Raw genomic sequence first — 23,451 nt, 5'->3', positions numbered from 1 at the left:
CCGTCGCATTGACCGCTTCTCCTCCGTATGATGTCGACTTTAAAGAGTGGCAGAAGTACGAGGAGTTGTGCGGCCCAATAGATGCTGAGATTTCGGTGCCTGAGTTGGTGCAACGCGGTGATTTATGCCCGCACCAAGATTATATTCACTTTTCTCTTCCGACAAAAAATGAACACCAGAAACTTTGGGAATTCAAAACGAACGTCTCAGAATTTCTTAAGGAGCTTTCGGAGAATAAGCGCTTTTTGGATGCCCTTTCTGCTCATCCTTGGGTTCGTGACACGCAGCGACACGTTAAAGACATTCTTGATGATCCGCAGTTCTTTTCCTCGATAATTATTTTTCTCAACTCGCTTGGCTTCGTTCCGCCTGATTACGCTCTAACCATTTTAGGCGTCAGGTCGGCTGAAGTTCCGGGAGTTGATCCCAAGTGGCTTGAAGTATTGCTGAGTGGGGTTCTCTACTCCCACGTTGATGACTTTTCCGAGTTTGATGACACTCTGGTTGCTGTTCGCCGCGAACTTAAGCGAATAGGAGCTATTGAGCGCCGCAGAATAAACCTCGAAGACACCAAGGAAATTAAAAAAATACTAGCCAGTAGCACTGGTAAGTTGAAGAGCATTGCTACGATCACTCGAATGGAAGCCAAGCAACTTGGTGATGATCTGCGCATGGTGGTTCTTGCAGACTATATTCGAGAGGCGGAATTGCCTTCTTGTGCGGATGAAATAGGCCCGCTTAATAAAATCGGTGTGGCCCCAATTTTTGAGCATCTCCGCCGTGAAAGCATTGCTGGTGTCAAACTTGGTGTGCTGACCGGATCTCTGATTATTCTTCCCAAAGATGCTCTAGGCATCTTTGACCAGGTGGTGAGAGATAATCACATTGATAATAGCCATATTCGGCTTTCTGACCTAGCTCATGATAAGAATTTCGTCCGCGTTCATATCAAGGGAGAGCAAAAGCAAAGCATCGTTCACTTGATAACTGAGGTGTTCAATGCTGGCGGAATTACTGCCTTGGTTGGAACGCAGGCATTGCTTGGAGAAGGTTGGGATGCGCCTTCAGTAAACACCCTCATTCTAGCCAGTTATGTTGGCTCTTACATGCTTTCCAATCAGATGCGTGGCAGGGCTATTCGTATTGATCCGAGTAAACCCAATAAAACAGCCAATATCTGGCATCTTGCATCAGTTGATATTGAGCGATTAGATGAAAAACTGAAATCAGTTTTTACGAAAGAGACATCGAGGCGAGAGATTTTTGATCCGTTCGATGACATTCAACAGGATGTTGGAGATGATGTGAGGATGCTGCAAAGGCGGTTTCTTGCGTTTGAAGGTGTTTCTTATGATGTGCCCTTCACAATAGAAAACGGCTCCAAGCGGCTTGCTCTTGCTGGCACTAAATGGACGGGTGCTGGCGTAGAAAGCCTTAATCAAAGTATGTTGGCGCGGGCTGAAATGAGGGAGGCTCTGCTTCACACATGGAGCAAGGGATTGCATGGCTCCAGCCCGAAACCGGAAATGCGTGAAAACGTTGGTTCAAACTACGCGCCCCAAGGTTTCGTATTTTTTGAAACCATCCAATACTTAATTGTGACAGGTCTGATAACCGCCGCTCTTGCCATTGCGCAGGTATTGTCTGGTGTTCGTGATGTTGAGACATTGGCGGTTTGGATTCTGGTCGGTGCAGGTGTGGCTGCGGTGATGATCGCACCAAAGGCTTTCAAGATTTTTCGACTATATCTTCGAAACAGTTCTTTAGAGAAATCTATCACGCAAGTAGGGTGGAGCGTTTTAGAAACCCTTCAATTCATGGAGCATATAAAAACAAACTCTCAAAACCTCCGCATTCAGTCCACGCAAGACAAAATGGGCGTCGTTTATTGTCGGTTGGATGGGGCAACACCTGCGGAGAGGCGTCTCTTTCTGGAGGCAATGGGAGAAGTCTTAGGCCCCTCTGAAAATCCGCGATATTTGCTTGTGTGCTCTTCCAGACTTGGCGGCATATCTCGCGTGGATTATCACCCAATCCCAAATTCTATTGGTCAAAAAAAGAAGAATGCCGAGTTCTTTGCTAAGCGCTGGGAGCGATATATCGGGCCCTCACAACTTATCTACACACGTAGCCCTGAAGGACGCTTATCGCTCTTGCAAGCACGAACGCAGTCCTTTGCTTCAGCCTTTCAGAAAAAGACAGATCGTTTGAGTGTGTGGGAGTAGTGCTTGCCATGCTCGTCTTTAGTGACAAGTTTATCTCGGCTCTCTGAATGTAGGTTGGCTCTAGGGCTTGACGGTTTACGTGAGGTTGATCGCATGAGTTTCAGGTTGCTGCTCACGCAGGACTTTTGAGTTTGCAGTTTCATCCCGCACCGCACAACGAAATCCTTAAAAAACGCAGAGAAACACGAAAGAACGCAAACGAACGCGTTGCTATGTGAGGCTGATTGCTGAGCGGGCTTCATGGAGGTGGCGTTCTGGTTTTGGGCGCTGGGAGAGGTTTATGCCCGGTGCGCGGAAAAGTTATCAACTGCCTCTGTGCAGGGCAGAAAAACGCGGTTGGGAGGATAAGTGCGAGACCGCGCAATTTTCTTACGGGGATAACGTGGTGTCCGCCAAAAAGTGTCGCAAAGAGAGGTTCCACTGCAAATAACTTGGAATAATTGCCCTCTGTGAAATTTAACAGGAAAGAAATCTCTGAGATATCAAGAGTTCGTGGCGGTGCCCGTGTATCTGCTATTGATTTATGCGCTTCACTCTTGGGCGTCTTCAGGCGGTTTTGCCTTAAAGCCCCGCAAAAAATCTTGCTTTGAAGGGGAATATAAGAATTTACAAAATTATTTACTGTGTGACGTCGAATATTACAGCGCCTGTTAATGCCTCATGAAGTCTATACTGACCTTTATACTTGTACTAGGGGCAACCCCGTAGCACAGGGGTAGAATAGCTGCTTGACACATGGGTGAATGTGGTTTCATATGCCTTTGCTATCGCATGATATGCAGTAAAGATGAGGAATAGGCCATGAGCCGGTCAGTACTGGTTCTTCAGTATCGCAATAAAAAAAGTTTGGCATGGTTTACGCAAGATGTTCGTCTTGCCTATGACTTCCCAAATGTGTGCGTATAAGCCTACAGGCCCATCAGTCCTTTTATAAAGTTGAATGTTAGACGCCCAATCTACTTGGAGCAACGGGAAAACTACATCTACCCTTGCGCTTTGTCGGGCAAAACTACTCACATCGTCTCTGACAGTGAACGGGTGAGCTGCGTCTTACTTTCAAATCTGGTGACTGCTGCCGCAAAACACAAATTCCAAGATAGACGCCTGTAATTTCAGGTGCTTGAAAACTTTCGCGCCAAATGGTTGGAGAGCGACCCAACTCGTGCGCCGCTGCGTGTTCCCAAAGGTGGGAGCCAGTATTTGGATAAAGAATGCGCAGTAAAAACATGACGTAAGGACTAGAACAATGAAACGTATCCCTGAGCCGTTCCGCATCAAAATGGTTGAGCCAATCAAGATGACCACTTTCGCAGACCGCGAAAAGGCATTGGCTGAAGCAGGTTACAACCCATTCCTGCTCGCAAGTGATGACGTTTACATCGATCTGCTGACAGACTCTGGCACAGGCGCCATGTCTGACTACCAGTGGGCGGGCATGATGATGGGCGATGAAGCCTATGCCGGATCCCGCAACTTCTACAACCTCAAAGAAGCTGTCCATCACTTCTTCCGTTATGAATATATGGTGCCAACCCACCAGGGGCGTGGTGCAGAGCAAATCCTGTTCCCGGCGCTGATCCGCCGCGCCAAGGAAGTGCGTGATGCAGACAAGCACGTGTTCATCTCCAACTATCACTTCGACACCACAGCCGCGCACGTAGAGCTGAACGGTGGTGAAGTCGTCAACGTGGTGGACGAACGGGCTTATGACACAACCACTTACTACGACTGGAAGGGTGACTTCGATCTTGAGAAGCTGGAAGCGTCGATCAAGGAAAATGGTGCGAAGAATATCACCGCGATCATCACCACAGTGACCTGTAACAGCTCCGGCGGTCAGCCAGTTTCCATGGCCAACATGCGGGCTGTTTACGAGATCGGCCAGAAATACGACATCCCGGTTGTGATCGACTCCGCCCGCTACTGCGAAAACGCGTATTTCATCAAGCAGCGCGAGGAAGGCTACGCGGATAAGTCCATCACCGACATCATCCGCGAAATGTACTCCTACGGCGATATGCTCACCATGTCCGCCAAGAAAGACCCGCTGGTCAACATCGGCGGCATGTGCGCAATCCGGGAGAAGAAAGAGCTGTTCCAGGCCGTCCAGACCCTCTGCGTCCCAATGGAAGGCTTCGTAACATACGGGGGATTAGCCGGTCGCGACATGGAAGCGCTGGCACGGGGTATGCATGAAGGTGCGGACGAGAGCTTCCTGCACTATCGTATTGGCCAGGTTAAGTATTTAGGCGATCGTCTCGTTGAAGGCGGCGTGCCAATTCAGTACCCAACCGGTGGTCATGCGGTGTTCGTAGACGCGAAGAAGATCGTTCCGCACATCCCGGGAGACCAGTTCCCGGCGCAGGCTTTGTGTAACGCGCTCTATCTGGAATCCGGTGTACGCCCAGTTGAAATTGGCTCATTCTTACTTGGCCGCGATCCAGCCACCGGCCTGCAAAAAGAGTCCCCACTGGAACTCATGCGCCTTACAATCCCGCGCCGTGTGTACACCAATGACCACATGGATTACATCGCGGATGCTTTGATAGACGTTGCGAAAAACGCGAAGGACATCAAAGGCTTCGACTTTGAATACGAGCCACCTGTGCTTCGTCACTTCACTGCACGTTTGAAGCCAATCAAATAATTTGGCAACTTGGGAGGCGCTGCTCTGTGCCTCCCTTCTTTCCTCACGGATATAACAAAACTACTTCACGGGAGAGAAGTAAATGTCTGAGGGCACACAAGTCGGTGGTTTGGGAAAATCCACTGCAACAGTCAGTCCATCCTTCCTAGGCGGGGCTATGATCATCGCCGGTACTGCAGTCGGCGCTGGTATGTTTTCCGTTCCAACCGTTAGTGCTGGTATGTGGAGCATATGGGCCATTCTGGCGCTGGCCTTTACCTGGTTCTGTATGCTGCATTCCGGTCTTATGATATTGGAAACAAACCTGAATTATCCGGTTGGGTCCAGCTTCGATACTATGGTGAAAGACACCCTTGGGACAGGGTGGAACACCATCAACAACATCGCTGTTGCGTTTGTTGGCTACATTCTTTGCTATGCATACATCTCCGGTGGCGGATCGATCGTAGTGCATACGCTCGATGCAACTCTAGGCGTTGCACCACCGCAGATGCTTGCCGGACTGATCTTTGCATTGGGCCTGGCCTTATTCGTCTGGTGGTCTACTAAAGCGGTTGATCGCATCACAACCATTCTGCTTGGCGGTATGATCATCACGTTCTTCATGTCTGTGACCGGTTACACCTTCAACATGAAGGCTGCAGTTTTCTTTGATAGCGACAGTGCTATGGGAATGTGGAGTTACTTCCCGTATCTGTTCGCTGCAATGCCGTTTTGTCTGGCATCCTTTGGGTATCACCATAATGTACCAAGCCTGATGAAGTACTATGGCAAGGAGCCAAAGAAGATTTTGCTCTGCCTTGGTACAGGCACTTTCCTTGCACTGGTACTTTACATTGTCTGGCTGTTCGCCACATTGGGCAACATCTCACGAGCTGATTTTGGCCCAATCATCGAGCAGGGCGGTAACATCGGCGTATTGGTGGAAGCTCTTGGTCGTGCAGTAGAAAATACTTCTGCGTCCAACATGTTGTCCGCATTCGGTAACATGGCTGTGGCCAGCTCCTTCCTTGGCGTCGCGCTTGGTTTGTTCGACTTTTTGGCGGACTTCCTGAAGTTTGATGACAGCCCTGCAGGTCGTGCGAAAACAGCTGCAGTAACCTTCGTTCCTCCGCTGATTGGTGGAATATTCTTTCCGGATGGTTTCATCATCGCGATTGGCTACGCTGGTCTTGCAGCAACAGTCTGGACTGCGATCGTCCCTGCTCTGATGGTGCGGGTCAGCCGTAAGAAATTCGGCAATCCTCAGTTCCGCGTTTGGGGCGGTGAGGCTCTTGTCTGGCTGGTCTTTGGCTTCGGCATTTTGGTCGCAGTCAGTCACATCCTGGGGATGTTCAACGCACTTCCAGTATATCCATAAGCGCCGAGAATGGCATGACGCTCTGCTGAGGCTCGCGGTTGTGAGCCTCAGTTCCGAAAAGAGGTATTTGAAATGAAAGGCATACTCTCCATCCAATCCCACGTGACATACGGCCATGCTGGCAACGGCTGTGCTGTATTTCCAATGCAACGTATGGGGCATGAAGTCTGGGCTATGAACACTGTCCAGTTTTCAAATCACACCCAGCATCCGCAAGGTTGGACCGGACAGGCCCATGATGCCAAGCAAATCTCTGAAATCTTTGAGGGATTGGCAAAACTGAACGTCCTCTCTCAGATCAAAGGCATTGTAACAGGGTATCTTGGTGGACCTTCTCATTGCGACGTCATTGTCGACATCGTGAACGAAGTCCGGCGTCACAATCCGGACTGTCTCTATTTCTGTGATCCAGTCATGGGTGCGCCTGATAAAGGCTGCATCGTCAGCGAAGGCGTTGCCGAGTTGCTGGTGAGCAAGGTGATGCCGATTGCAGATGTAATTGTGCCCAACCAGTTTGAGCTCTCACAGTTCATTGGTGAGCCAATTGAAACGCTGGAACAAGCCAAACAAGCATGCGCTAAGGCAATGGAAATTGGGCCTAAAATGGTTCTCGCCAAGCACTTGCACAGCGTTTCTGATGATGCTTTCACTATGATGTTTGCGAGCGAGCAAGGCAGCTACCTGGCACAGCGGCCGCACCTTCCGTTTGAGCGCCAACCGGTTGGCGTCGGAGATCTAATCACATCTGTATTTGCCGCTGGTTATCTGAATGGACTTTCTGAAGTAGAAGCGTTCCAGCACTGTAATAATGCGGTGTATGGCGTGCTTAAAACCACGCAGGAAAAAGACGAATGGGAGCTGCAAACTATTGCGGCGCAACAGGAATTCGTCACACCAAAAGAACAGTTCGAACTAACAAGCCTATAAAACTGGAAAAACAATGACAGCTATCGATACCTCCAAAGCACCTGCAGCAATTGGCCCATATGTTCAGGGTGTGAACCTTGGTCAGATGATCATCACGTCCGGCCAGTTGCCGATTAATCCAGAAACCGGTGAGATGCCTGCAGATGTTGCTGAGCAGACCCTTCAGTCTTTGAAGAACGGTCTGGCGATTGTTGAAGAGGCCGGCCTTGCAGCAAAGAACATTAAGAAGACAACGGTTTTTGTGAAAGACCTCAATGACTTCGGTCGTGTGAACGAAGTTTATGGCAAGTTCTTTGAAGACAACAACGCTCCGTTCCCAGCGCGCTCTTGCGTGGAAGTTGCACGCCTTCCAAAAGATGCTCTTGTTGAGATTGAAATGATTGCCTGCCCATAACGGGTAGGATTTCCCCTGCAATGCTCGTGGTCCAACACGAGCATTGCCCTCAATACGTATAGCTACAAAGACGTTTGTCTGCAGCGCTTTAGGAAGATCGCCTCCGATCGGAGCCGCTGATAAACGCACGAAAAATCCCCAAAAATAGAGTGCGTTAAACAGGCAATGGCCAAATACAACGGCTACTCTAAGGCCTGCGAATAGGTCAGTGTTCGCATGTGAAAACATGTTTGCACATATCTCGCTGGTTGGAGTTGCTCGTTGTGCCTGCGCTGCTGCTTGCAGTGGTTGGGTGCTCGGAAATTCCAGGACATGGCCCAAGCGCTTATCAGGTAGAGAATGCGACTTCTCAACGTAATGCGCAGTCGCTGAGCTATGTTATGTTGGATGTTGATGTTCCGACAGTTCAGCATTTATCCAATTATGCCAGCAACTTACCTCCAAAAGAATTTCGCGTCGGTAAAGGCAAGAGAAGCACAGTCCGTGTGGGTGTTGGAGACCAACTCTCAGTCGGGATTTGGGAGTCTATTCCAAACGGCCTGTTCTCAACACAAGGTCAGAAACGGACTGAGCTTGGCCTCGTGGTTGATGACAAAGGCAAAATCTATGTGCCTTATGTTGGGGAGCTGACGGTCGAGAACAAGAGTATTTCTGAGGTCCGCGAGCAGATTCTCGGCGGATTAGAAGGCAAGGCCGTTGACCCGCAAGTCGTTGTAAACCTTCAGGCAAATGGATCGCACAAGGTCATCGTCATTGGTGATGTGATGCGTCCCGGTCAGTTCCGTGTGCATGAAGATGGCCTGAGTCTGGTTGAAGCAATCTCGGAAGCTGGGGGAACGCGCAATCCGGACTATGAGTCGTTTGTGACTGTTGTGAGGGATGACAAGAGGTTCCGGTTTAGTCTGGATGATATTTCTGAGCAGCCTGCCAACAATATCTGGCTTCGGCCGAAGGACATTGTCACCATTACGCACCAGCCAAAATCCTTCACCGTGTTTGGTGCGGTCGTTGCCCGGCGCAAACATGACTTCCCCTCTTCGCGGGTGAACCTTTCGGAAGCCATTGGAATGTCTGGTGGTTTGCACGATGGGACTGCGGATGCGACGGGGGTTTTCCTGTTCCGGTTTGAGGACCGGCAAAAGATGATGCCATTGCTTCCTCCTCATGAGCAACATGAAGAGTTTGGTACTGTGCCTGTTGTTTACCGCCTGAACTTGAAAGAGCCAAGCGGCATGTTCCTGACGCAAGCGTTTGAAATCAAAGACAAAGATGTGATCTATGTGGCGAACTCTTCCGTTTCTGAAGTCAACAAGTTCATCAGTATCCTTATCTCTCCTGTAACGGGGACGCTGCGGTCTGGCGTTGCACTTGCGGGAGTGCCTTAATTTACTTAGTTTGCTTGTTGCTGGGGAATGAAGATAAGTAATTTTTGGTGAAATGGCTTGCGGTGTTAGTTGTTTTAAGCATTTCCCTGAATTACTTCTTTGAGTGACCTAACCAATTTCTCGTCAGTGTGTTTCTCTCCAGCGCTTTCAAAACCAAAATCCAGCAAGTGCTGGTCTTGCGGATAAGTTCTGCCGCAGCTGGCATGAATCTCAGTGAAATCAGCAGCTTGCAGGATACTGGGCGCTGTCTGAGTGTTAACACCTGACCCCGGCATCACGGAGAGCCTGCCTGCTGCGGCTTTGTGCATGGCGGCTAGCTTCTCAATTCCATCAATAGCTTTGTAAGCGCTGCCGGAACTGAGGATGCGTTCGAAACCGAGATCAACGGCGATATGGGTGGCCTCGATCAGATCTGGGGCAAGGTCAATGACGCGGTGGAGCGTGACACCAAGGCCATCGGCGTGATCTATTAAGTTTTTCAGTAGGTTAGTATCGAGTGCGTTGCTATGTTGGTTTGCGCCCAGAACAACACCGGCCAAATTGGTATTACGGGCAGCAGCAATTTCTCGCTTCATCTGGTCCACCTCTTGCGGGGAGAAGATGAAGTTACCCCCTCGCGGGCGGATCATGGCGTAGACCGGGATGGGCGCTTTGGCCGCCAGTTCCATTAGGCCAACGGACGGCGTCAGGCCACCCATGGCAAGGCAGGAGCACAGCTCAATCCGGTCAGCACCGCCTGCAACAGCAGCATTCAATCCAGCGATGGTGTCGACACAAACTTCCAGCTTCATGACTGAACCTCCACCTGACCCGCCATAAGATCTTCTGCCGGAATAGCCTTGCGCTTTTCAGGTTGATCGAGCGCGGGCGTCCAGACCCAATAGACGATCTCCTCCTCACATCCCACATTGACCACACGGTGATTGCCCGCTGCATCAATGGCATGGATCACAACACCGCCGATGTAACCACTCTCAAGCTCTTGCAGTTCTGAGATCGCCAGTCGCAATGCATCATCCAGTGAGATGCCCAATTTCATGGCCAGCACAATGGTGCGGGCGGTGCCGCAGCGCATGGTCATTTCACCTGTGTGCGTGCACGCAGCGGCTCCATAGCGGCTGTCCGCAAAAAAACCCGCACCGGGGATTGGCGAGTCACCTACCCGTCCGGGGTATTTCCAGGCCCAGCCTGAGGTTGAGGTCGCAGTGCAGATGTTGTTTTGGCTGTCTTTACAAAGGAATACGGTTGTGTCCCGCACCTTTTCGGGATCAGTGATCGCTTTGGTGAGCGGCGCCAGATCCGTGTTGGGAAAGGCAGCCTTTTGCTCCTCGCTCATCACCTTTTCCAGTTTACGCCACCATACCTTCTTGCTGTGCTCCAGTAAGGCAGGGTCCTTGGCAAACCCAAGCTCATCTGCGTAACGGCGGGCCCCTTCACCCACCAGCATTGTGTGCGGCAGGTTATCGAGCACCGCTTTTGCTAGGCGGGTGACCTCCAGCGTCATCGGCACGCCTGCAACCGCGCCGTAATCTCGCGTAGTGCCGTCCATCACGCTGGCATCGAATTCCATGTTACCCAACAGGTTTGGCCAACCGCCATAGCCTACACTGCGTACTTTGGTTTCAGCCTCCACAAGAGACAGGCCGGGCACCAGAGCATCCAGCCCATGTGCCCCGTTTTGCAGGTGATCAGCACTGGTGCCAATGCCGGGCCAGCTTTCAGAATTACCAAGAACAATCATTGCGCAGCTCAAAACTTATCAGAAAATAAAACACAGCAACTCTTCGGTGCCGTCCCGGTCTTGTCAATGCTACCAATCAGGCTTCTACTGGCAAAACTCATAGGGGCCAATTTGCTTGCACTTAACTAACGCTCTGAAAATTAGGCGAAATCAACGCTCTAAATTGGTACTACGCAAACCTGTGAGCGTTTGCGTTGTTTTGTGCGTTCGTTTGAAAGCTTTCGCGTTTTTCTGCGTTGCTGTGTTCCTCGCCACAAATCATGCCATCTCCTGATGATGACCACCATTGAACTGATTGTTTTGTACAGTTCGATAATGAGAACGCAGTAGGTCTGGACCTGTTTGTGAATGTACTCAGGTCCTGCGCAGTTTTAGTAGGGTTTCGTCATGATCAAAGAGTATTGAACCTCTCAGTTCAACGTTGTCCCATTCAGCGTGGCAAGCCAGTTGGCGAAGATGCCGCTGGAGGTGCGCAGCTGTTGGTCTTGTCCAGCAGTGATGTCCATCAGGATGTCGCGGGGAGAAACGCCGTAGTGTTCTTTGAAGCTGCGGGTGAAGCTGGAGGCGTGCGAGAAACCACAACTCTCGGCGATCTGCTGGATCTTGACTGCATCACTTCCAGAATGCAGCAGCTTGCGCATGGCGTGTTTCATGCGGATGTAACGCAGGAAGGCGACGAAGCCGCCCATGGGCTCAAACAGGCGATAGAGCGTTGTGCGTGATACATTGAGGTGATGTGCTACTTCTGTGCTGTTGAGGCGTGGATTGGCATAGGTCCGGCTGATGTATTCCGCGGCTTGTAAAAACCGTGCTGCGGTCTGGCTGTTTTCGTCCAGTGCAAATGAGGGGCTGGGGCCGTTGTTCATCTGGTTGGCAACCAGCTTGGCTATGCACTCCACAATGGGCGTGACGTCTTCATCTGTCAGATACGCCAGCTGACCGCGCAGCAGTTGCATCATGCTGATCACGGCGTTGGTTGAGCCGCCTGTTGCAGGGAGGCACAGGGTTGGGTAGGTGCGGTCCCCATGAAGGAAGGGGGCTAGAATTGCCCGTGGCAGAGCCAGTGTCATCAACTTGTAAGAGCCATGGTCCACCACAAAAGGTTCGGCCATATCCTGTACGATCAAATGACCGGGTTGGAGCTCCACGCTCTCCTGACCCATATGGGTGATGCAATTGTGGGTGTGATCATAAAATTGCACAAACACAGCATCCATGCCATCACGGGCGATGCGTTGGCTGGTGCGGATGAACTTGTGCGGGGTCGCGTTGATGGTTGCTACAAAGCCGCTTTTATAACGAGACCCGCGCACGCCTGCACCAAAGGCATCTGGTGAAGCGGTGCTGGAAGGTAAACAAGCCTCTCCCGTCGCTTCAGCGACCCCCTTGCGCCATTCATCCCAGTTGATGCTGGGCCGGTAAATTACCTCAGGTCTCGGCTCATTCATTGAGTTGTTCGATTCAACAGACATTCTACTCGGTACTATACTGCAACTTGTGCGGGGTAATTCCAATCTGTACTCGAAATATTCCTGAAGGCTGGAGAACGAAGGAGCTTCAATCCCGATTGAGAAAGGGACTGGCGAGGCCACTCCGTTCTGTCAGTTTTGCGTCCCCTCCCGTTGAAAATGATGCAAAACGGGCATTGATACCGTGGTCCTGCTTGTGGTTGGAGGCAAGGCGGTGTTGAGCAATGTGTCGTACGCTAAGTCTGACAGGAATGGTGTCCCTCCAGCCTTCAGATGACCAAAATTCAGGAAGCGATCCCCAAGCCTCGGCCATAAAAAAAGAATTCTGAAAATGAATGCAGTGTTGACCAACAGATCAAGACACCGAAAACAAAGTCACCGCCATGTCGTCCCATCCATAATGCCACAGTAGGTCTATCCTTCTAAAGGATCGCAGTAAAAACAAGGGCGTGAAACAAATTGCTAAAACAAAGCTGTGCTTTGAAACGCCAGGTTAAGAGAGATGGACGGCTGGATGCGGATACGCTCATTAAAGATCGAATCGATTTTTAGGTATTGCAAATTTTTAAGCCTTAGCCGGCTCATCAGCGCCAGTTTTTATGAGACGGCAAAAAAGGCGAGCACGAAGGCTCGCCTTTTGAAACTGGGCTAGAAAAATAGGTCAGGCACTGACACGTGCAGCCAACTCCGCGTCGTTTTCAAGCAGCTTATCCATCCTGGCTTTCTTGATGAGTGGGTTCAGCTCCGGGTCCTGAATGTGAGCAAGCAATGTTGCGATAGAGGCCTCCATGGCGGCTTCTGCAACCACCGCCAGACCGTGAAAGACGAAGGGGCGCAAGTAAGTCATGCCAGTCATCAATGCCGTTTGCTGAAAGGGCTTGAGCAACTCATCCATGCTGAAGTTGTTGTAGCCGCCTGCATGGTAGCTGTCTTCCGGTCCCCCGGTGGAGATGGCCAGCACAAGCTCTCTGCCCACCAGTTTTTTGCCGCCCGGGCCATAGGCGAAGCCGTAGGTCAATACCTGATCCTGCCATGCTTTCAGAACGGGGGGAGCGGAGTACCAGTAAAATGGAAACTGGAAGACGATGCGATCGTGGGAGAGCAGGAGTTGCTGCTGTTCTTCGACGTTAAAGCTCATTGCTGGGCCGCCAACACGGGTCAGATCAAGCACTGTGATGTCGTCGGTTTCGGCAAACGCCTCAAACCACGAGCGGTTGATGCGGGACTTGTTGAGATCGGGATGGGCGGTGAGCACGAGGATTTTCATAGGGGGAGAGCCTCTTTGAATTTCTGATGCTGTCTTTATAGACGGATGGCTCCATGCTATTAATTGCCTCAATATCGATCTGATAGATGTATGGAATCGAATAATGCGTCTACCCCTTGCCATGCTGGAAGTGTTCAACGCCATTGCTCAGAACGGCAGCCTCAAAGGCGCAGCTGTGGCACTCGGCATCAAACCCTCCACGGTGTCTCATCAGCTGAAGTCGCTGGAAGAACAGCTCGGGACGGCGTTGTTCGTGCGCACCACCCGGTCTGTGACCCTGACAGACGCAGGCCGTGCCCTGCAAAGCGGAGCCGATGCAGCCTTTGATTTGCTGGGGCAAGCGGTGGAGGATGCGAAAGATCATGGCAGCAGCGCCCGTGGCAGCCTCAGGCTGACCTTGCCTGAGTTTGTGTTCCACTCTTTCCTTGCTGATCTTCTGCCCAGTTTTCAGGAGGCTTATCCGGAGATACAGCTGGAGCTGTCACTCAGCGATGCCATTGTCGATATTGTCGCTGACGGACTGCATGGCGGGCTCCGTCTGGGCAGCATGATTGCACAGGATATGATTGCGATCCGCCTCTCCAACCCGCAACCCCTGACCGTGCTTGGCAGCAAGGCCTATCTGGATAAGCATGGCAGGCCGGAAAAACCTGAAGACCTGCTGGCGCATAACTGCCTTCAGTACCGCTTCCAAACATCCGGGCAGTTGGCGCCCTGGGTGTTTCGGGTGGATGGGGACCGTGTTGAGATTGATGTGCAGGGAGGGCTGATCCTCAACACCCTGCCCTCGCAATTGCAGCTGATGGAACAGGGCATGGGGCTGGTGCTCACCTTCCGCGACTACGCGCTGATAAACTGCGACCTGACAAAAGTGGAATGCCTGCTGGAGGACTACCTGAAGCCAGTGGACCCGATCTACCTGTTCTACCCACGCGAATACAAAAACCTGCAACCCCTGCGCCTGTTCATCGACCACATCAAGACCTACCGGCAATTGTCGTAGCTAGCTAACAGGCGCCTTATACGGGGGGACCTGGCGCAGGACCATGCCGTGTTTTTGGTCGGCTTTGTAGCCGAGGCTTTCGTAAAAGCCTCTTGCGCCGCGGTCTTGTCCGGTCAGCAGCATGATCTTGTAGGCGTTGGCTAGCCATGCGGCATCTCGCAGGGCCTCCATGACCATTCGGCCAAAGCCTCTGCCTTGGTAGGCGCGGAGCGTCACCACGTTCTCAACAAGGCAGTAAGGGCGACCTCCATAGGTCATGTTGGGCATAATATGAAGCGTGGCGCAGGAAACGATCTGGCCGTTAATCTCCACCCCAAAGAGCGAGGTGCCGTCATGTTGCAAAAGCTTGGCGAATTGCGCTGGCCCGTCTTTGCCATAAACAAGCGGAATACCGTCTGTCAGCTCATTCAGGAGCGTGACGACATCCTCATAATCATCGAGAGAGAGCTGGCGGACGGTGATGGTTGGCGAGAGGACAGTCATAAGGGGTCTCACTGAAAACGTGCGGCATTGAATATGTGACAAGTTTACCGCAAGGTTGTTCTGTGCTCCAGTCACTCTCTATTGCGTTTTATTGCAGGCCTGTGCAACCGCCCGTGCAATCACCTGCTCCTCGTTGGTGGGCATGATGAAGACGCGTACCGGTCCGGTCCCGATTTCCGGGGCGTTGGCCTTGTTTTTCTCCTGATCGATGGTGATGCCGAGAAACTCCAGTGGTTCGCATACGCTGGACCGCACCCGAGCTGAATTCTCGCCAATGCCAGCGCTGAAGATCAGGGCGTCGATGCCTTCCAGAGTGGCGGCCATGGCACCCACCTCGCGGCGGATCTGGTAGCAATAGTAGTTGATGGCTTGCTTGGAAAACAGTTCTTCTGAATGTTCCAGCACGCGCATGTCAGAAGATTCCTCCGACAATCCCAAGAGCCCGCTGCGGCGATAGATGATGCTCTCGATTTCTGCTGCCGATAGTTCTTTTTCCTGCATCAGATAGAGCATGACGCCCGGGTCCAACCGTCCGCACCGTGTGCCCATAGCCAGGCCGTCGACGGCAGAAAAGCTGGTGCTGGCGTTGATGGAACGTCCCTCCTCCACCGCGCACATAGAGGCGCCGTTGCCCAGATGGGCGATGACGAGGCGTCCGTTGGCGACATCGGGATGTTCCCGGCGCATTTCACTGCAGATGTAATCAAAGGAAAGCCCGTGGAAGCCATAGCGGCGCACACCTTCCTCATAAAAATGCCGTGGAATGGCGAAGGCGTCATTGGGGAAGGTGTGACCGGCATGGAAAGAGGTGTCAAAACAGCCGATCTGCAGCACGCCCGGAAACACCTGTTTGGCCGCGCGGATGGTGGCCAGACTGTATGGCTGGTGTAGCGGGGCCAGCGGAATCATCTGCTCCAGCTTCTGCACCACCTCAGAGGTCAACTCTGTTGGTTTGAAAAAGGCATTGCCGCCATGAACGATGCGGTGCCCTATACCAACGACAGGCTGCCCTTGCAAGTAGGGCTCCACCTTGGCGAAGATGGCGACGACGGCGCTGGCATGGTCAACTGTGCCCAGCTCCCGCACGATGTCCTCGCCGGGTGTCTGCATCTTCAAGCGGGCAGAAGGACCCAGACGCTCAACAATGCCGGAGATGAAAAGGTCAGGCTCAGCCTGCGCTTTGTAAAGCGCGAACTTGACGGAGGACGATCCGGTATTGAGCGTAAAATAAAAACTCATGCTTTTTGGCTCGCAGCGTAAAGAAGCGCAACAGCGCAAGACATTAACCGGGCCTTGTCGTCATCTGCACGGCTGGTGAGGATCACCGGACAGCGGGCGCCCATAACCACTCCGCACACTTCTGCATGGGCAACAAAGGCCAGTTCCTTGGCTAGCATATTGCCAGATTCCAGATTGGGCACAACCAGTACATCTGCCCTACCAGCAACCAAGGAGGTGATGCCTTTTGTTACCGCAGCATCAATGTCGATCGCGTTGTCCATGGCCAGCGGGCCATCCACGATGCCGCCCTTGATCTGGCCGCGTTCTGCCATTTTGGAAAGGATCGCTGCATCCATGGTCGAGGGGATTTTGGTGTTCACCGTTTCCACAGCTGAAAGGATGCCCACTTTGGGTTGTTGCTGACCAAGCGCCAGTGCCAGATTGATGGCGTTTTGGACAATATCCACCTTGGTTTCCAGATCCGGTGAGATGTTGATGGCCGCATCGGTGATAAACAGCAAATGGTCCAATCCCGGCACATCCATCACAAACACATGGCTGAGACGATTGTCGGTGCGCAGGCCCACATCCCGTTTCACGATCTCCGCCAACAACACGTCGGTGTGGAGTTGGCCTTTCATGATGGCCTGTGCTTTGCCTTCGCGCACCATGGCCACGGCCTGTGCTGCCGCCTGACTGTGGCTTGCAACGTCAATGATATCGCAGTGGGCCAGATCTTTGCCAAGACGCTCTGCGGCATCCTCGATCTTTTCGCGAGAACCAATCAGGACCGGCTCGATCAGCGTGTTTTCGGCTGCCAGCAAAGCACCGCCCAGTGACTTGCGGTCTTCTGGCGCCACAACGGCGGTGATGAGAGGTGGGAGTGGGCGGGCCTGATCCAGCAGTCTATCGAAGTGCTCATGACTGCGCACGGTCAGACCCGGCAAACTGACGGCCTTGGCAATTTTGCTGGTGCGCGGGGCGATAACCTCTGCCTCGCCTTCTACAATCACCTGACCGTCCGCACGTTCCACGGTGGTTTGCAGTGTGACGACGTAATCGGGCAGTTTTTCCGTCACCCTCACGCGGGCTGTCAGATGGTCCCCTTCATAGGCACGGCCCAGAAAGCGCAGGCTCTGGCTTTTGTAGAGCGTGCCCGGCCCGGGCATCTGGTTGCCCAGCACGGCAGAGATCAGACTGGCGACCCAGAGCGAGGGGGCGACGCCTTCAAAGTCGCCTTCGCCCTCGCGATCTTCCTTGGGCAGATGGATGGGGTTGAGGTCGCCGGAGGCATGGGCGGAGACGTAAAAATCATCCGCAGAGCAGGTCCGCTCGTAAATGGCTTCCATGCCAACTTCGATCTGATCGTACGGAGTATTCTTGTAGGTTGTTGTCATCAAACCTTCCTAACCCCATTTGAGCGACTTCTTCAAACAGTGCCACAGTTCCAGAGAATTGGGCGCCATATTCTCTTCCTTGCCGATAATGTAGGACACGGCCTTGTAGGCAAAGGTCTTGTCCTTCTCGCTTTTCAGCAAGCCCGGCAGGGCATTGTAACCTGCTTCCATTTCGAAACGGGAAATGAGAGTCTGATCGTGAATGAGGAAGTTGCGCTCTTTCGGATCCATGGATTTGAACGGTGCCCATGTGGTCAGCACTTCGTTGAACCGCTCCAGCTTTTCGCCGCGCACTTCGGTACGGGTGTCAGCAATCATCAGCACAATGCGCACGATGGCTGCGGCTGCCCCGCCCTTCTCGATCTTCTTGAGCGCGTTCTGAATGCTGGTCAGGCTGTGCAGGTCCTGCATTGGCACCTTTGGCCGGCGGAAGGACAAGGCCTTACCGTATTCCACGGCGGGCGGTGAGGCCCAGAAGGTGAGGAAGCTGTTTTCTATGAAGGCCTCGCGCATGTCCTTCAGCGCATCCCAACCATATTCAATGCTGTCGGCCATCAGTTCCTCCCAATAATGGAAAGGCGTTTTGGCCATGTTAGGCGTGTGGTTTTCCTTCACCGCTGCAGCGGCCATTGTGGGCCAGAACATGAAGGGATTGGTGGAGGCAAAAGCACCATTTGTCAGCCGCATGGGGTGCAAATCTCGCGTTGCATCTGCCGTTTGCGGGCTGTTAATGGTCTTCAACACAGGGCCAAGTGTGCTGTCATACACATCTTCCAGACTCTCCGAGAAACGTGCGACACCGGCAAAGGTTTTTTCGTCAATGCGCTCGCCGGTTTCCAGTAGCATTTCATCAATAGTCTTGCGGGCAAAACTCACCTTGAACTTGGCATCACAGCCTTTGCCCGTCTGCTCCTCGATCTGGAGCTTATAGAGTCCCGGAGGTAAGGCTTCGATTGTCTTCAGCGTAGACGCAACCTGCGTATGCTCGCGCTTGGCAATGCTGGAGGACACGAAGATGCCCAGATGCCCGACCTGATCATGCAGCATATAAAGGATACGCTGGCCGAGGATTTCGATCTCCGCTTCATCCGTATAGGTATCGGCAATCCAATTGAGTGCCTGATTTGGCGGCGTGATGTTATCACCATAAGAGGAGAAAACGATGATGGGCGACTTGATGGTCTTCAGGTCAATGGGGCGTCCCGGTTCCAGAAATGCTTCGTTTTTCGCCAGCTTGTTGCCGATGAAAAGATTATCCAGAATCCAGCGGAACTCCTCCTCCGTCATGTAATAGAAGCCGCTCCACCACTTCTGAAATTCCAGATAACGTTCTTCGCTGCTATCGATATTGGTGTACAAATCGTAGTACTTGCGGAACCAATTGCGTCCCGGATTCAGCATCTCGAAATTCTGCACCAGATTGGCACCGTCAAACAGACCATTGCCCAGATCTGCAGAAAGTAACGCAGGCACAACGCCGCCGGTTAGACCTGCTGAGTACCGCATGGGATCTTGCCCCAATTTACCACTCCAGTACGACATGGGCGCACCGTTGAGCACAATCGGTCCCACCAGATCCGGATAGACCGCTGCCAGAATAGCAGTTGCCCACCCGCCCTGACAGTTGCCAACCACGATGGGTTTAGGGCTGTCTGGATGGCGTGAGATGATCTCGCGCAGGAAGGCCGCTTCGGCATGGGTGACGTGTGACAGCTCCTGATTGGGCTCTGGCATGGGGTGAAAGGCGACAAAGTACACGGGGTGCCCGTCACGCAGGGCAACCCCTACCTGACTGTCATTCTTGAACCCGCCAATGCCTGCGCCGTGGCCAGCACGCGGGTCGATGATCACATAGGGGCGCTTCCAGTCCAGCACTTCCACGCCCTCAGGCGGAATGATCTTCAAAAGCATGTAGTTGCAGGGGCGCGGCAGGTTGCGACCTTCAACGACGATCTCGTAATCGTAGATCAGAACCGGCGGACAGCCTTTGGCCATGTGGTCAAAGTATGTGTCACTGGCTTCGCGCAGGGCATCCATGGTCAGGATGGCGCGTTCGCTGGATTCCTTGAGATAATGAGACCAAGCATCCAGCAGCTTCTTGGGCGTGTCGTACGGCCCCCAGGATGCGGCCAGTGCGTCGCTTTTGGTTTTTGATTTGGCCTGTTTCTTCTGAAGGTCGTTCATCAGGCGCGTGGAGCGTCGTGAGTTGGCGACCTGCAAAAACTGGTTCTGTTCAGCGAGGGCCTCAAAGTACTGGGCGGTTCGCTTGCTAAAGAGTTCTACTTGCATAATCTACCTCGGTACCGGCCTAACCAATGATGCGGTAACCACCGTCAATGGGGTGAACCACGCCGGTGATGTTTCGGGCTTCATCACTGGCTAGAAAGGCGGCATATGCGCCAATGTCTTCAATACTTGCGAGTTTTCGGGTGGGTGCACGCGCTGTTGCATCGGCCAGCATCTCGTCAAAGCTGGTAATGCCGCTGGCGGCGCGTGTTGCCAGCGGGCCGGGCGACAATGCGTTGACGGAGATGCCTTTCTGGCCCAGTTCTGCTGCCACATAGCGCGTGGTGCTTTCCAGCGCGGCTTTCACCGGACCCATGATGTTGTAGTGGCTGATCACCTTTTCCGAGCCATGGAACGTCACGGTCATGACGCTGGACCCGGAAGGCATCAGCGGTTCTGATTTGCGGATGAGGCGCAGGAAGGAGTGCACGGAAATGTCCATGGCCACGCCAAACCCCTCTGCCGAGCAATCTACCACGCGGCCATGCAGGTCAGCCTGCGGGCAAAAGGCGATGGAATGCAGCAGAATGTCCAGCGAACCCCAAACCTGCTCGATTTGCTGGTACAGGGCCTCCATCTGGTCTGGATCTGTCACATCCAGCGGCGCAAAAATGGCTGCATCGGCTTCTTCTGCCAGTGGGGCCACATGCTTTTTCGCTTTGTCATTCAGGTATGTAAGAGCCAGTTCTGCGCCCTGTGCCTTCATGGCTTTGGCGCATCCCCATGCAATGGACTGGCTGTTCGCCACCCCAACAATAAGGGCTTTCTTGCCCTTCAATGAAAACATGCGGTCATTACCCTGTTGGTTGAACCCTGTCATTTGGAAGGAAAACAACAAGACTAGAAATAGCTATACAGGAGAAATAAGGAAAACCAAGGTGCTAAATCTAGTAAATGAATTGGGTGATTGTAATATTCAAAGAGTGGCTATTTGCTTTATCCAGTAAAAATATAATTTATTTTGATTTTATAAATTTAATATTTTTATATGGGAAGGGAAACAGGAAGTAATACAGGATGGTTAGATTGAAAATGCAGAGTGGGGCCGTCGCCGAAGCTTGTTATCCGGCAAACGGAAACTGTGATATTTGCTGGATCACCTCGTGAAAGTGCTTCAGGAAACAGTCTGTAAATAGCGGTGCAAATTAATGATCAGGAGGACGCACAAAGACATCTTGTGCCGCAATAAAGTCGTGAAATGCTGCGGAGCGATGGCCTTCAAAACAACCGAAGCTTTTTTAACCATGAACGTTGTTGTAGCCACGTAGGGGTTGTGGTTGATTTTCGTACTGGCAACGCCATGCACAACGAGGCCAGTGCCAGATATCTCCTTGTCATCCCCATTGCTCCCTCCCTCCCGGTGTACCGGTCCCATCGGTGGCCTCAAAATACCTAACTCCCTGAACCATCGCAATATTGCCATCAGTTTTGCTCGCTGGAAGGAAGAGAACGATAATTTTTTGCAAGTGACAGGAACAGAGTGCCTGTCAGCACAGAATCGTCAGGCTAACGCTTCTATGAGTGATGACTAAAGCGTGTACTCGGAACAAGCTTCCCGCATGAGGGTAAGCAGTTCCACTTTAAAGCGATGGTGCTTTCATGACCGGATCAAATTACTCAGTTTCAAACTCTCAGCCCCCGGCTCCTCAGCCCAACATTGCTCAATATGCAGATGTTGCCCCACCGAAGCCGAGTGAGCGGATCGTTGAAAACTCTCTCAACTACGTGACGAAGAAAACACCTCAGCACGAAGCGGTTCTGGGTGAAATCAAGCGCGAGCTCAATTCTTATTTCAGCACAGAAGTCACGGAAAAGGTGGTAGATCACTTCCTCTCCACAAAGCCGCACCTGCCAAAGTCGAGCATTCTTGCCACGCTCCTTCATGTGCCAAGCAAGGCTTCTCAGCAAGCGCAGGAAAAAGTGACTGCACTCTTTGAGGAAGCCCATGCCTATGGCACCAGACTGACGCTGGAAACGTTTTTTGAAGGGGCCGCGATCCCGGATGACCCGAAAAAGGCAGCAGAGGTTCTCACCACTCGTATTGTGGAGCTGGCCAAGAGCGCAGATGCGGATGGTATTTCCAGCATCACCCGGTCGCTGAGCTTTCTTGGTGGTTCAGACAACGCGGTGTTGAAAGAAGCCGTGCCGATTGCGTTGAAGGCAGTTCATTCCACCCTCGTCTATCCAGAAAGTGTGCGGACGCAGAATGCAGCGCAGGGCGGAGACGTTGCGCGCGTGCCGGGCGAAGTGACAACTCATCTGCTCGCACTCCTCAGAAATGAAGCGCAAACCCCGGGTCTGAACCCGACAACTGCTGGCCATCTGGCTGAGGTTGATGGGTATGTGAAGGATCAGGTGTTGGGCCATCGGATCTCTGTGCCGGAAACCCGCGAGTTGTTGACCGCTGTTGCGGATCGCCTCGAGGAGATTGGTCTGACGGGTATTTCTGATGAGACAAAGACGCTGCTTAGCCAGCTGGGCAAGAGTGATAACCCGCCGCTGACGCGCCTGCACGATGCGATCTACTCCCGCGTGCTCGACAGTACCTTTATTGCAGACATGGTCCACGACACACCGCCGTCCGTGATGAACTCTGCCCAACTGGTGAAAGATGGCATTCGCGATGTGATTTCCATCCAGACCCCGCGGGTGCAGAACCAGACGGCCATGACCATGCACCGGATGATGGCGGGTAATGAGCGGTTCTGGATGCCGGAATGCCCGGAACTGATGGAGTTTGTGCAAGGACCGCGCGACGATGCGCTGATGAATCTGGACAAGTTTTTGTCCGCACCAACCCGCAACGGATATGACGCCATTGCAGTTCCCATGCTGGTTGTGAAGTCCACTGTTGCCTTGCATGCATTGCTGACCAAGACAGTGCCTGCAGACCGCCAGCCACTGGTCGTCAACGGCAAGAAGGTCGCTGACTTGCCTGCTTATATCAAGGTTGCGAACAAGGCCTATCAAGGGATCTGCAAGGAAGCCAACCGCACGAATGCACCGGAAGATCCAGGTCTGGCGAGAGAAGACAGACCCAAAGTTGGGCGCACGGATACTCCAAAGAGTGCTCATGCGGGCATTACGCTTGGGTATCAACCCGGCAGTGTTACGTTTGAAGGAGATGCAGACAAGATCCCCAGCACGCATCCGGCGGATGTGAATCTGCCAAAGCTGCAGGAACCGAGTAAGTCTCAGGTGGAAGCGCTGTCTCGCGGCATGCCGTTTGCCTCTGGCGTTTCCGGTTCGACCAACCTGAACCTGCATTTTCTGCATTATCTGAGGCACACCTCCCCTAACCCGGACCAGGTCCCGGATTCGAAAGACTACATGGTCGCGAACACCATGTTCCTGAACTATGACGGCGGTCACTCAATCCACGAGGCACTTTGGGTCGGGCAGGAGTTGGACGGTACGCTGGGGCTGGATCTCGGTCTGGCACAAGCGAAGCCAGATGGAACACAGATCGACTCGTCAAGCTATGTCTCCGACCTCAATGACTTCATCGGCCTCTACGATGGCACGGAGACTGGCGATGCTTTGGCACGAGCCAAGGACAACGCCTTTGATGCGACGCTGGATTACTTTGATGAGCACAGCTACGCAGCTGGGAAACCCGTGGGCGAAGCCTGAGCCTCAAGCCATA

General features: G+C 52.7%; 17 protein-coding genes. 8 read left to right on the top strand and 9 right to left on the bottom strand.

From position 1 onward, the window contains the following. Positions 1 to 107: 107 nt before the first annotated feature. From PsAD26_RS12495 to PsAD26_RS12465, 6 genes are all read left to right on the top strand, one after another. Complete coding sequence (locus PsAD26_RS12495; RefSeq protein ID WP_208985656.1) at positions 108 to 2,225, top strand: helicase-related protein; 2,118 nt, start codon at positions 108 to 110, stop codon at positions 2,223 to 2,225. A 1,246-nt stretch (positions 2,226 to 3,471) separates the two neighbouring features. Next, a complete protein-coding gene (locus tag PsAD26_RS12485) occupies positions 3,472 to 4,872 on the top strand; it encodes a tryptophanase (protein WP_063310685.1) in 1,401 nt (466 codons plus the stop codon). A gap of 82 nt (positions 4,873 to 4,954) precedes the next feature. Then, complete coding sequence (mtr, locus tag PsAD26_RS12480; RefSeq protein WP_063310684.1) at positions 4,955 to 6,232, top strand: tryptophan permease; 1,278 nt, start codon at positions 4,955 to 4,957, stop codon at positions 6,230 to 6,232. A 72-nt stretch (positions 6,233 to 6,304) separates the two neighbouring features. After that, on the top strand, positions 6,305 to 7,159 hold the full coding sequence (gene pdxY, locus PsAD26_RS12475; RefSeq protein WP_063299953.1) for a pyridoxal kinase PdxY: 855 nt from the start codon (positions 6,305 to 6,307) through the stop codon (positions 7,157 to 7,159). A 13-nt stretch (positions 7,160 to 7,172) separates the two neighbouring features. Beyond that, positions 7,173 to 7,553, top strand: a complete 381-nt coding sequence (locus PsAD26_RS12470) for a RidA family protein (RefSeq protein ID WP_063310683.1) — start codon at positions 7,173 to 7,175, stop codon at positions 7,551 to 7,553. A gap of 263 nt (positions 7,554 to 7,816) precedes the next feature. Further along, positions 7,817 to 8,938, top strand: coding sequence for a polysaccharide biosynthesis/export family protein (locus tag PsAD26_RS12465; RefSeq protein ID WP_208985655.1), 1,122 nt, complete (start codon positions 7,817 to 7,819; stop codon positions 8,936 to 8,938). Between the two features lie 74 nt (positions 8,939 to 9,012). Here PsAD26_RS12465 and PsAD26_RS12460 read toward each other — a convergent pair whose 3' ends face one another. From PsAD26_RS12460 to PsAD26_RS12445, 4 genes are all read right to left on the bottom strand, one after another. Further along, positions 9,013 to 9,729: a copper homeostasis protein CutC gene (locus tag PsAD26_RS12460; RefSeq protein ID WP_063310681.1), complete on the bottom strand. Its 717-nt coding sequence runs from the start codon at positions 9,727 to 9,729 to the stop codon at positions 9,013 to 9,015. Then, positions 9,726 to 10,679 carry a N(4)-(beta-N-acetylglucosaminyl)-L-asparaginase gene (locus tag PsAD26_RS12455; RefSeq protein ID WP_063310680.1) on the bottom strand — a complete coding sequence of 318 codons (954 nt, stop codon included), beginning with the start codon at positions 10,677 to 10,679 and terminating at the stop codon, positions 9,726 to 9,728. The genes PsAD26_RS12460 and PsAD26_RS12455 overlap by 4 nt, the downstream gene beginning before the upstream one ends. A gap of 410 nt (positions 10,680 to 11,089) precedes the next feature. Next, positions 11,090 to 12,127, bottom strand: a complete 1,038-nt coding sequence (locus PsAD26_RS12450; protein ID WP_084403656.1) for a helix-turn-helix domain-containing protein — start codon at positions 12,125 to 12,127, stop codon at positions 11,090 to 11,092. Between the two features lie 682 nt (positions 12,128 to 12,809). Continuing rightward, the gene (locus PsAD26_RS12445; protein WP_063310678.1) at positions 12,810 to 13,415 is read right to left on the bottom strand and encodes an NAD(P)H-dependent oxidoreductase; all 606 of its coding nucleotides are present in this window, start codon (positions 13,413 to 13,415) and stop codon (positions 12,810 to 12,812) included. Positions 13,416 to 13,518: 103 nt separating this feature from the next. Between PsAD26_RS12445 and PsAD26_RS12440 the strand changes: the two genes are divergently transcribed. After that, entirely contained in the window at positions 13,519 to 14,418 is a 900-nt protein-coding gene (locus PsAD26_RS12440; protein WP_063310677.1) for a LysR family transcriptional regulator, read from the top strand. Here PsAD26_RS12440 and PsAD26_RS12435 read toward each other — a convergent pair whose 3' ends face one another. The 5 genes from PsAD26_RS12435 to fabI form a co-directional block, all read right to left on the bottom strand. Continuing rightward, complete coding sequence (locus PsAD26_RS12435; RefSeq protein ID WP_063310676.1) at positions 14,419 to 14,901, bottom strand: GNAT family N-acetyltransferase; 483 nt, start codon at positions 14,899 to 14,901, stop codon at positions 14,419 to 14,421. 78 nt (positions 14,902 to 14,979) lie between these two features. Then, positions 14,980 to 16,140 (bottom strand): acetate/propionate family kinase, encoded by a 1,161-nt coding sequence (locus tag PsAD26_RS12430; RefSeq protein WP_063310675.1) that lies wholly within the window; start codon positions 16,138 to 16,140, stop codon positions 14,980 to 14,982. After that, positions 16,137 to 17,519 carry a bifunctional enoyl-CoA hydratase/phosphate acetyltransferase gene (locus PsAD26_RS12425; RefSeq protein WP_063310674.1) on the bottom strand — a complete coding sequence of 461 codons (1,383 nt, stop codon included), beginning with the start codon at positions 17,517 to 17,519 and terminating at the stop codon, positions 16,137 to 16,139. Before PsAD26_RS12425 ends, PsAD26_RS12430 begins: the two co-directional genes overlap by 4 nt. Before the next feature lie 9 nt (positions 17,520 to 17,528). Further along, the gene (locus PsAD26_RS12420) at positions 17,529 to 19,808 is read right to left on the bottom strand and encodes a DUF3141 domain-containing protein (protein ID WP_063310673.1); all 2,280 of its coding nucleotides are present in this window, start codon (positions 19,806 to 19,808) and stop codon (positions 17,529 to 17,531) included. A 19-nt stretch (positions 19,809 to 19,827) separates the two neighbouring features. After that, a complete protein-coding gene (gene fabI / locus PsAD26_RS12415; protein ID WP_063310672.1) occupies positions 19,828 to 20,592 on the bottom strand; it encodes an enoyl-ACP reductase FabI in 765 nt (254 codons plus the stop codon). Between the two features lie 812 nt (positions 20,593 to 21,404). Between fabI and PsAD26_RS12405 the strand changes: the two genes are divergently transcribed. Then, positions 21,405 to 23,438, top strand: coding sequence for a hypothetical protein (locus PsAD26_RS12405; protein ID WP_063310670.1), 2,034 nt, complete (start codon positions 21,405 to 21,407; stop codon positions 23,436 to 23,438). Positions 23,439 to 23,451: the final 13 nt, after the last annotated feature.

It is taken from the genome of Pseudovibrio sp. Ad26, from assembly GCF_001623285.1.
Taxonomy (GTDB): domain Bacteria; phylum Pseudomonadota; class Alphaproteobacteria; order Rhizobiales; family Stappiaceae; genus Pseudovibrio; species Pseudovibrio ascidiaceicola.
This window is presented reverse-complemented; position numbering and strand designations above follow the sequence as displayed.

Bases quoted from the DNA above. Each gene is read 5' to 3' on its own strand.
- PsAD26_RS12450 (WP_084403656.1), bottom strand. From the start codon at position 12,127: ATGAATGAGCCGAGACCTGAGGTAATTTACCGGCCCAGCATCAACTGG.
- PsAD26_RS12420 (WP_063310673.1), bottom strand. From the start codon at position 19,808: ATGCAAGTAGAACTCTTTAGCAAGCGAACCGCCCAGTACTTTGAGGCC.
- PsAD26_RS12440 (WP_063310677.1), top strand. From the start codon at position 13,519: ATGCGTCTACCCCTTGCCATGCTGGAAGTGTTCAACGCCATTGCTCAG.
- PsAD26_RS12430 (WP_063310675.1), bottom strand. From the start codon at position 16,140: ATGAGTTTTTATTTTACGCTCAATACCGGATCGTCCTCCGTCAAGTTC.
- PsAD26_RS12445 (WP_063310678.1), bottom strand. From the start codon at position 13,415: ATGAAAATCCTCGTGCTCACCGCCCATCCCGATCTCAACAAGTCCCGC.
- pdxY (WP_063299953.1), top strand. From the start codon at position 6,305: ATGAAAGGCATACTCTCCATCCAATCCCACGTGACATACGGCCATGCT.
- PsAD26_RS12425 (WP_063310674.1), bottom strand. From the start codon at position 17,519: ATGACAACAACCTACAAGAATACTCCGTACGATCAGATCGAAGTTGGC.
- PsAD26_RS12405 (WP_063310670.1), top strand. From the start codon at position 21,405: ATGACCGGATCAAATTACTCAGTTTCAAACTCTCAGCCCCCGGCTCCT.
- PsAD26_RS12435 (WP_063310676.1), bottom strand. From the start codon at position 14,901: ATGACTGTCCTCTCGCCAACCATCACCGTCCGCCAGCTCTCTCTCGAT.
- mtr (WP_063310684.1), top strand. From the start codon at position 4,955: ATGTCTGAGGGCACACAAGTCGGTGGTTTGGGAAAATCCACTGCAACA.
- PsAD26_RS12455 (WP_063310680.1), bottom strand. From the start codon at position 10,679: ATGATTGTTCTTGGTAATTCTGAAAGCTGGCCCGGCATTGGCACCAGT.
- PsAD26_RS12470 (WP_063310683.1), top strand. From the start codon at position 7,173: ATGACAGCTATCGATACCTCCAAAGCACCTGCAGCAATTGGCCCATAT.
- PsAD26_RS12485 (WP_063310685.1), top strand. From the start codon at position 3,472: ATGAAACGTATCCCTGAGCCGTTCCGCATCAAAATGGTTGAGCCAATC.
- PsAD26_RS12460 (WP_063310681.1), bottom strand. From the start codon at position 9,729: ATGAAGCTGGAAGTTTGTGTCGACACCATCGCTGGATTGAATGCTGCT.
- fabI (WP_063310672.1), bottom strand. From the start codon at position 20,592: ATGTTTTCATTGAAGGGCAAGAAAGCCCTTATTGTTGGGGTGGCGAAC.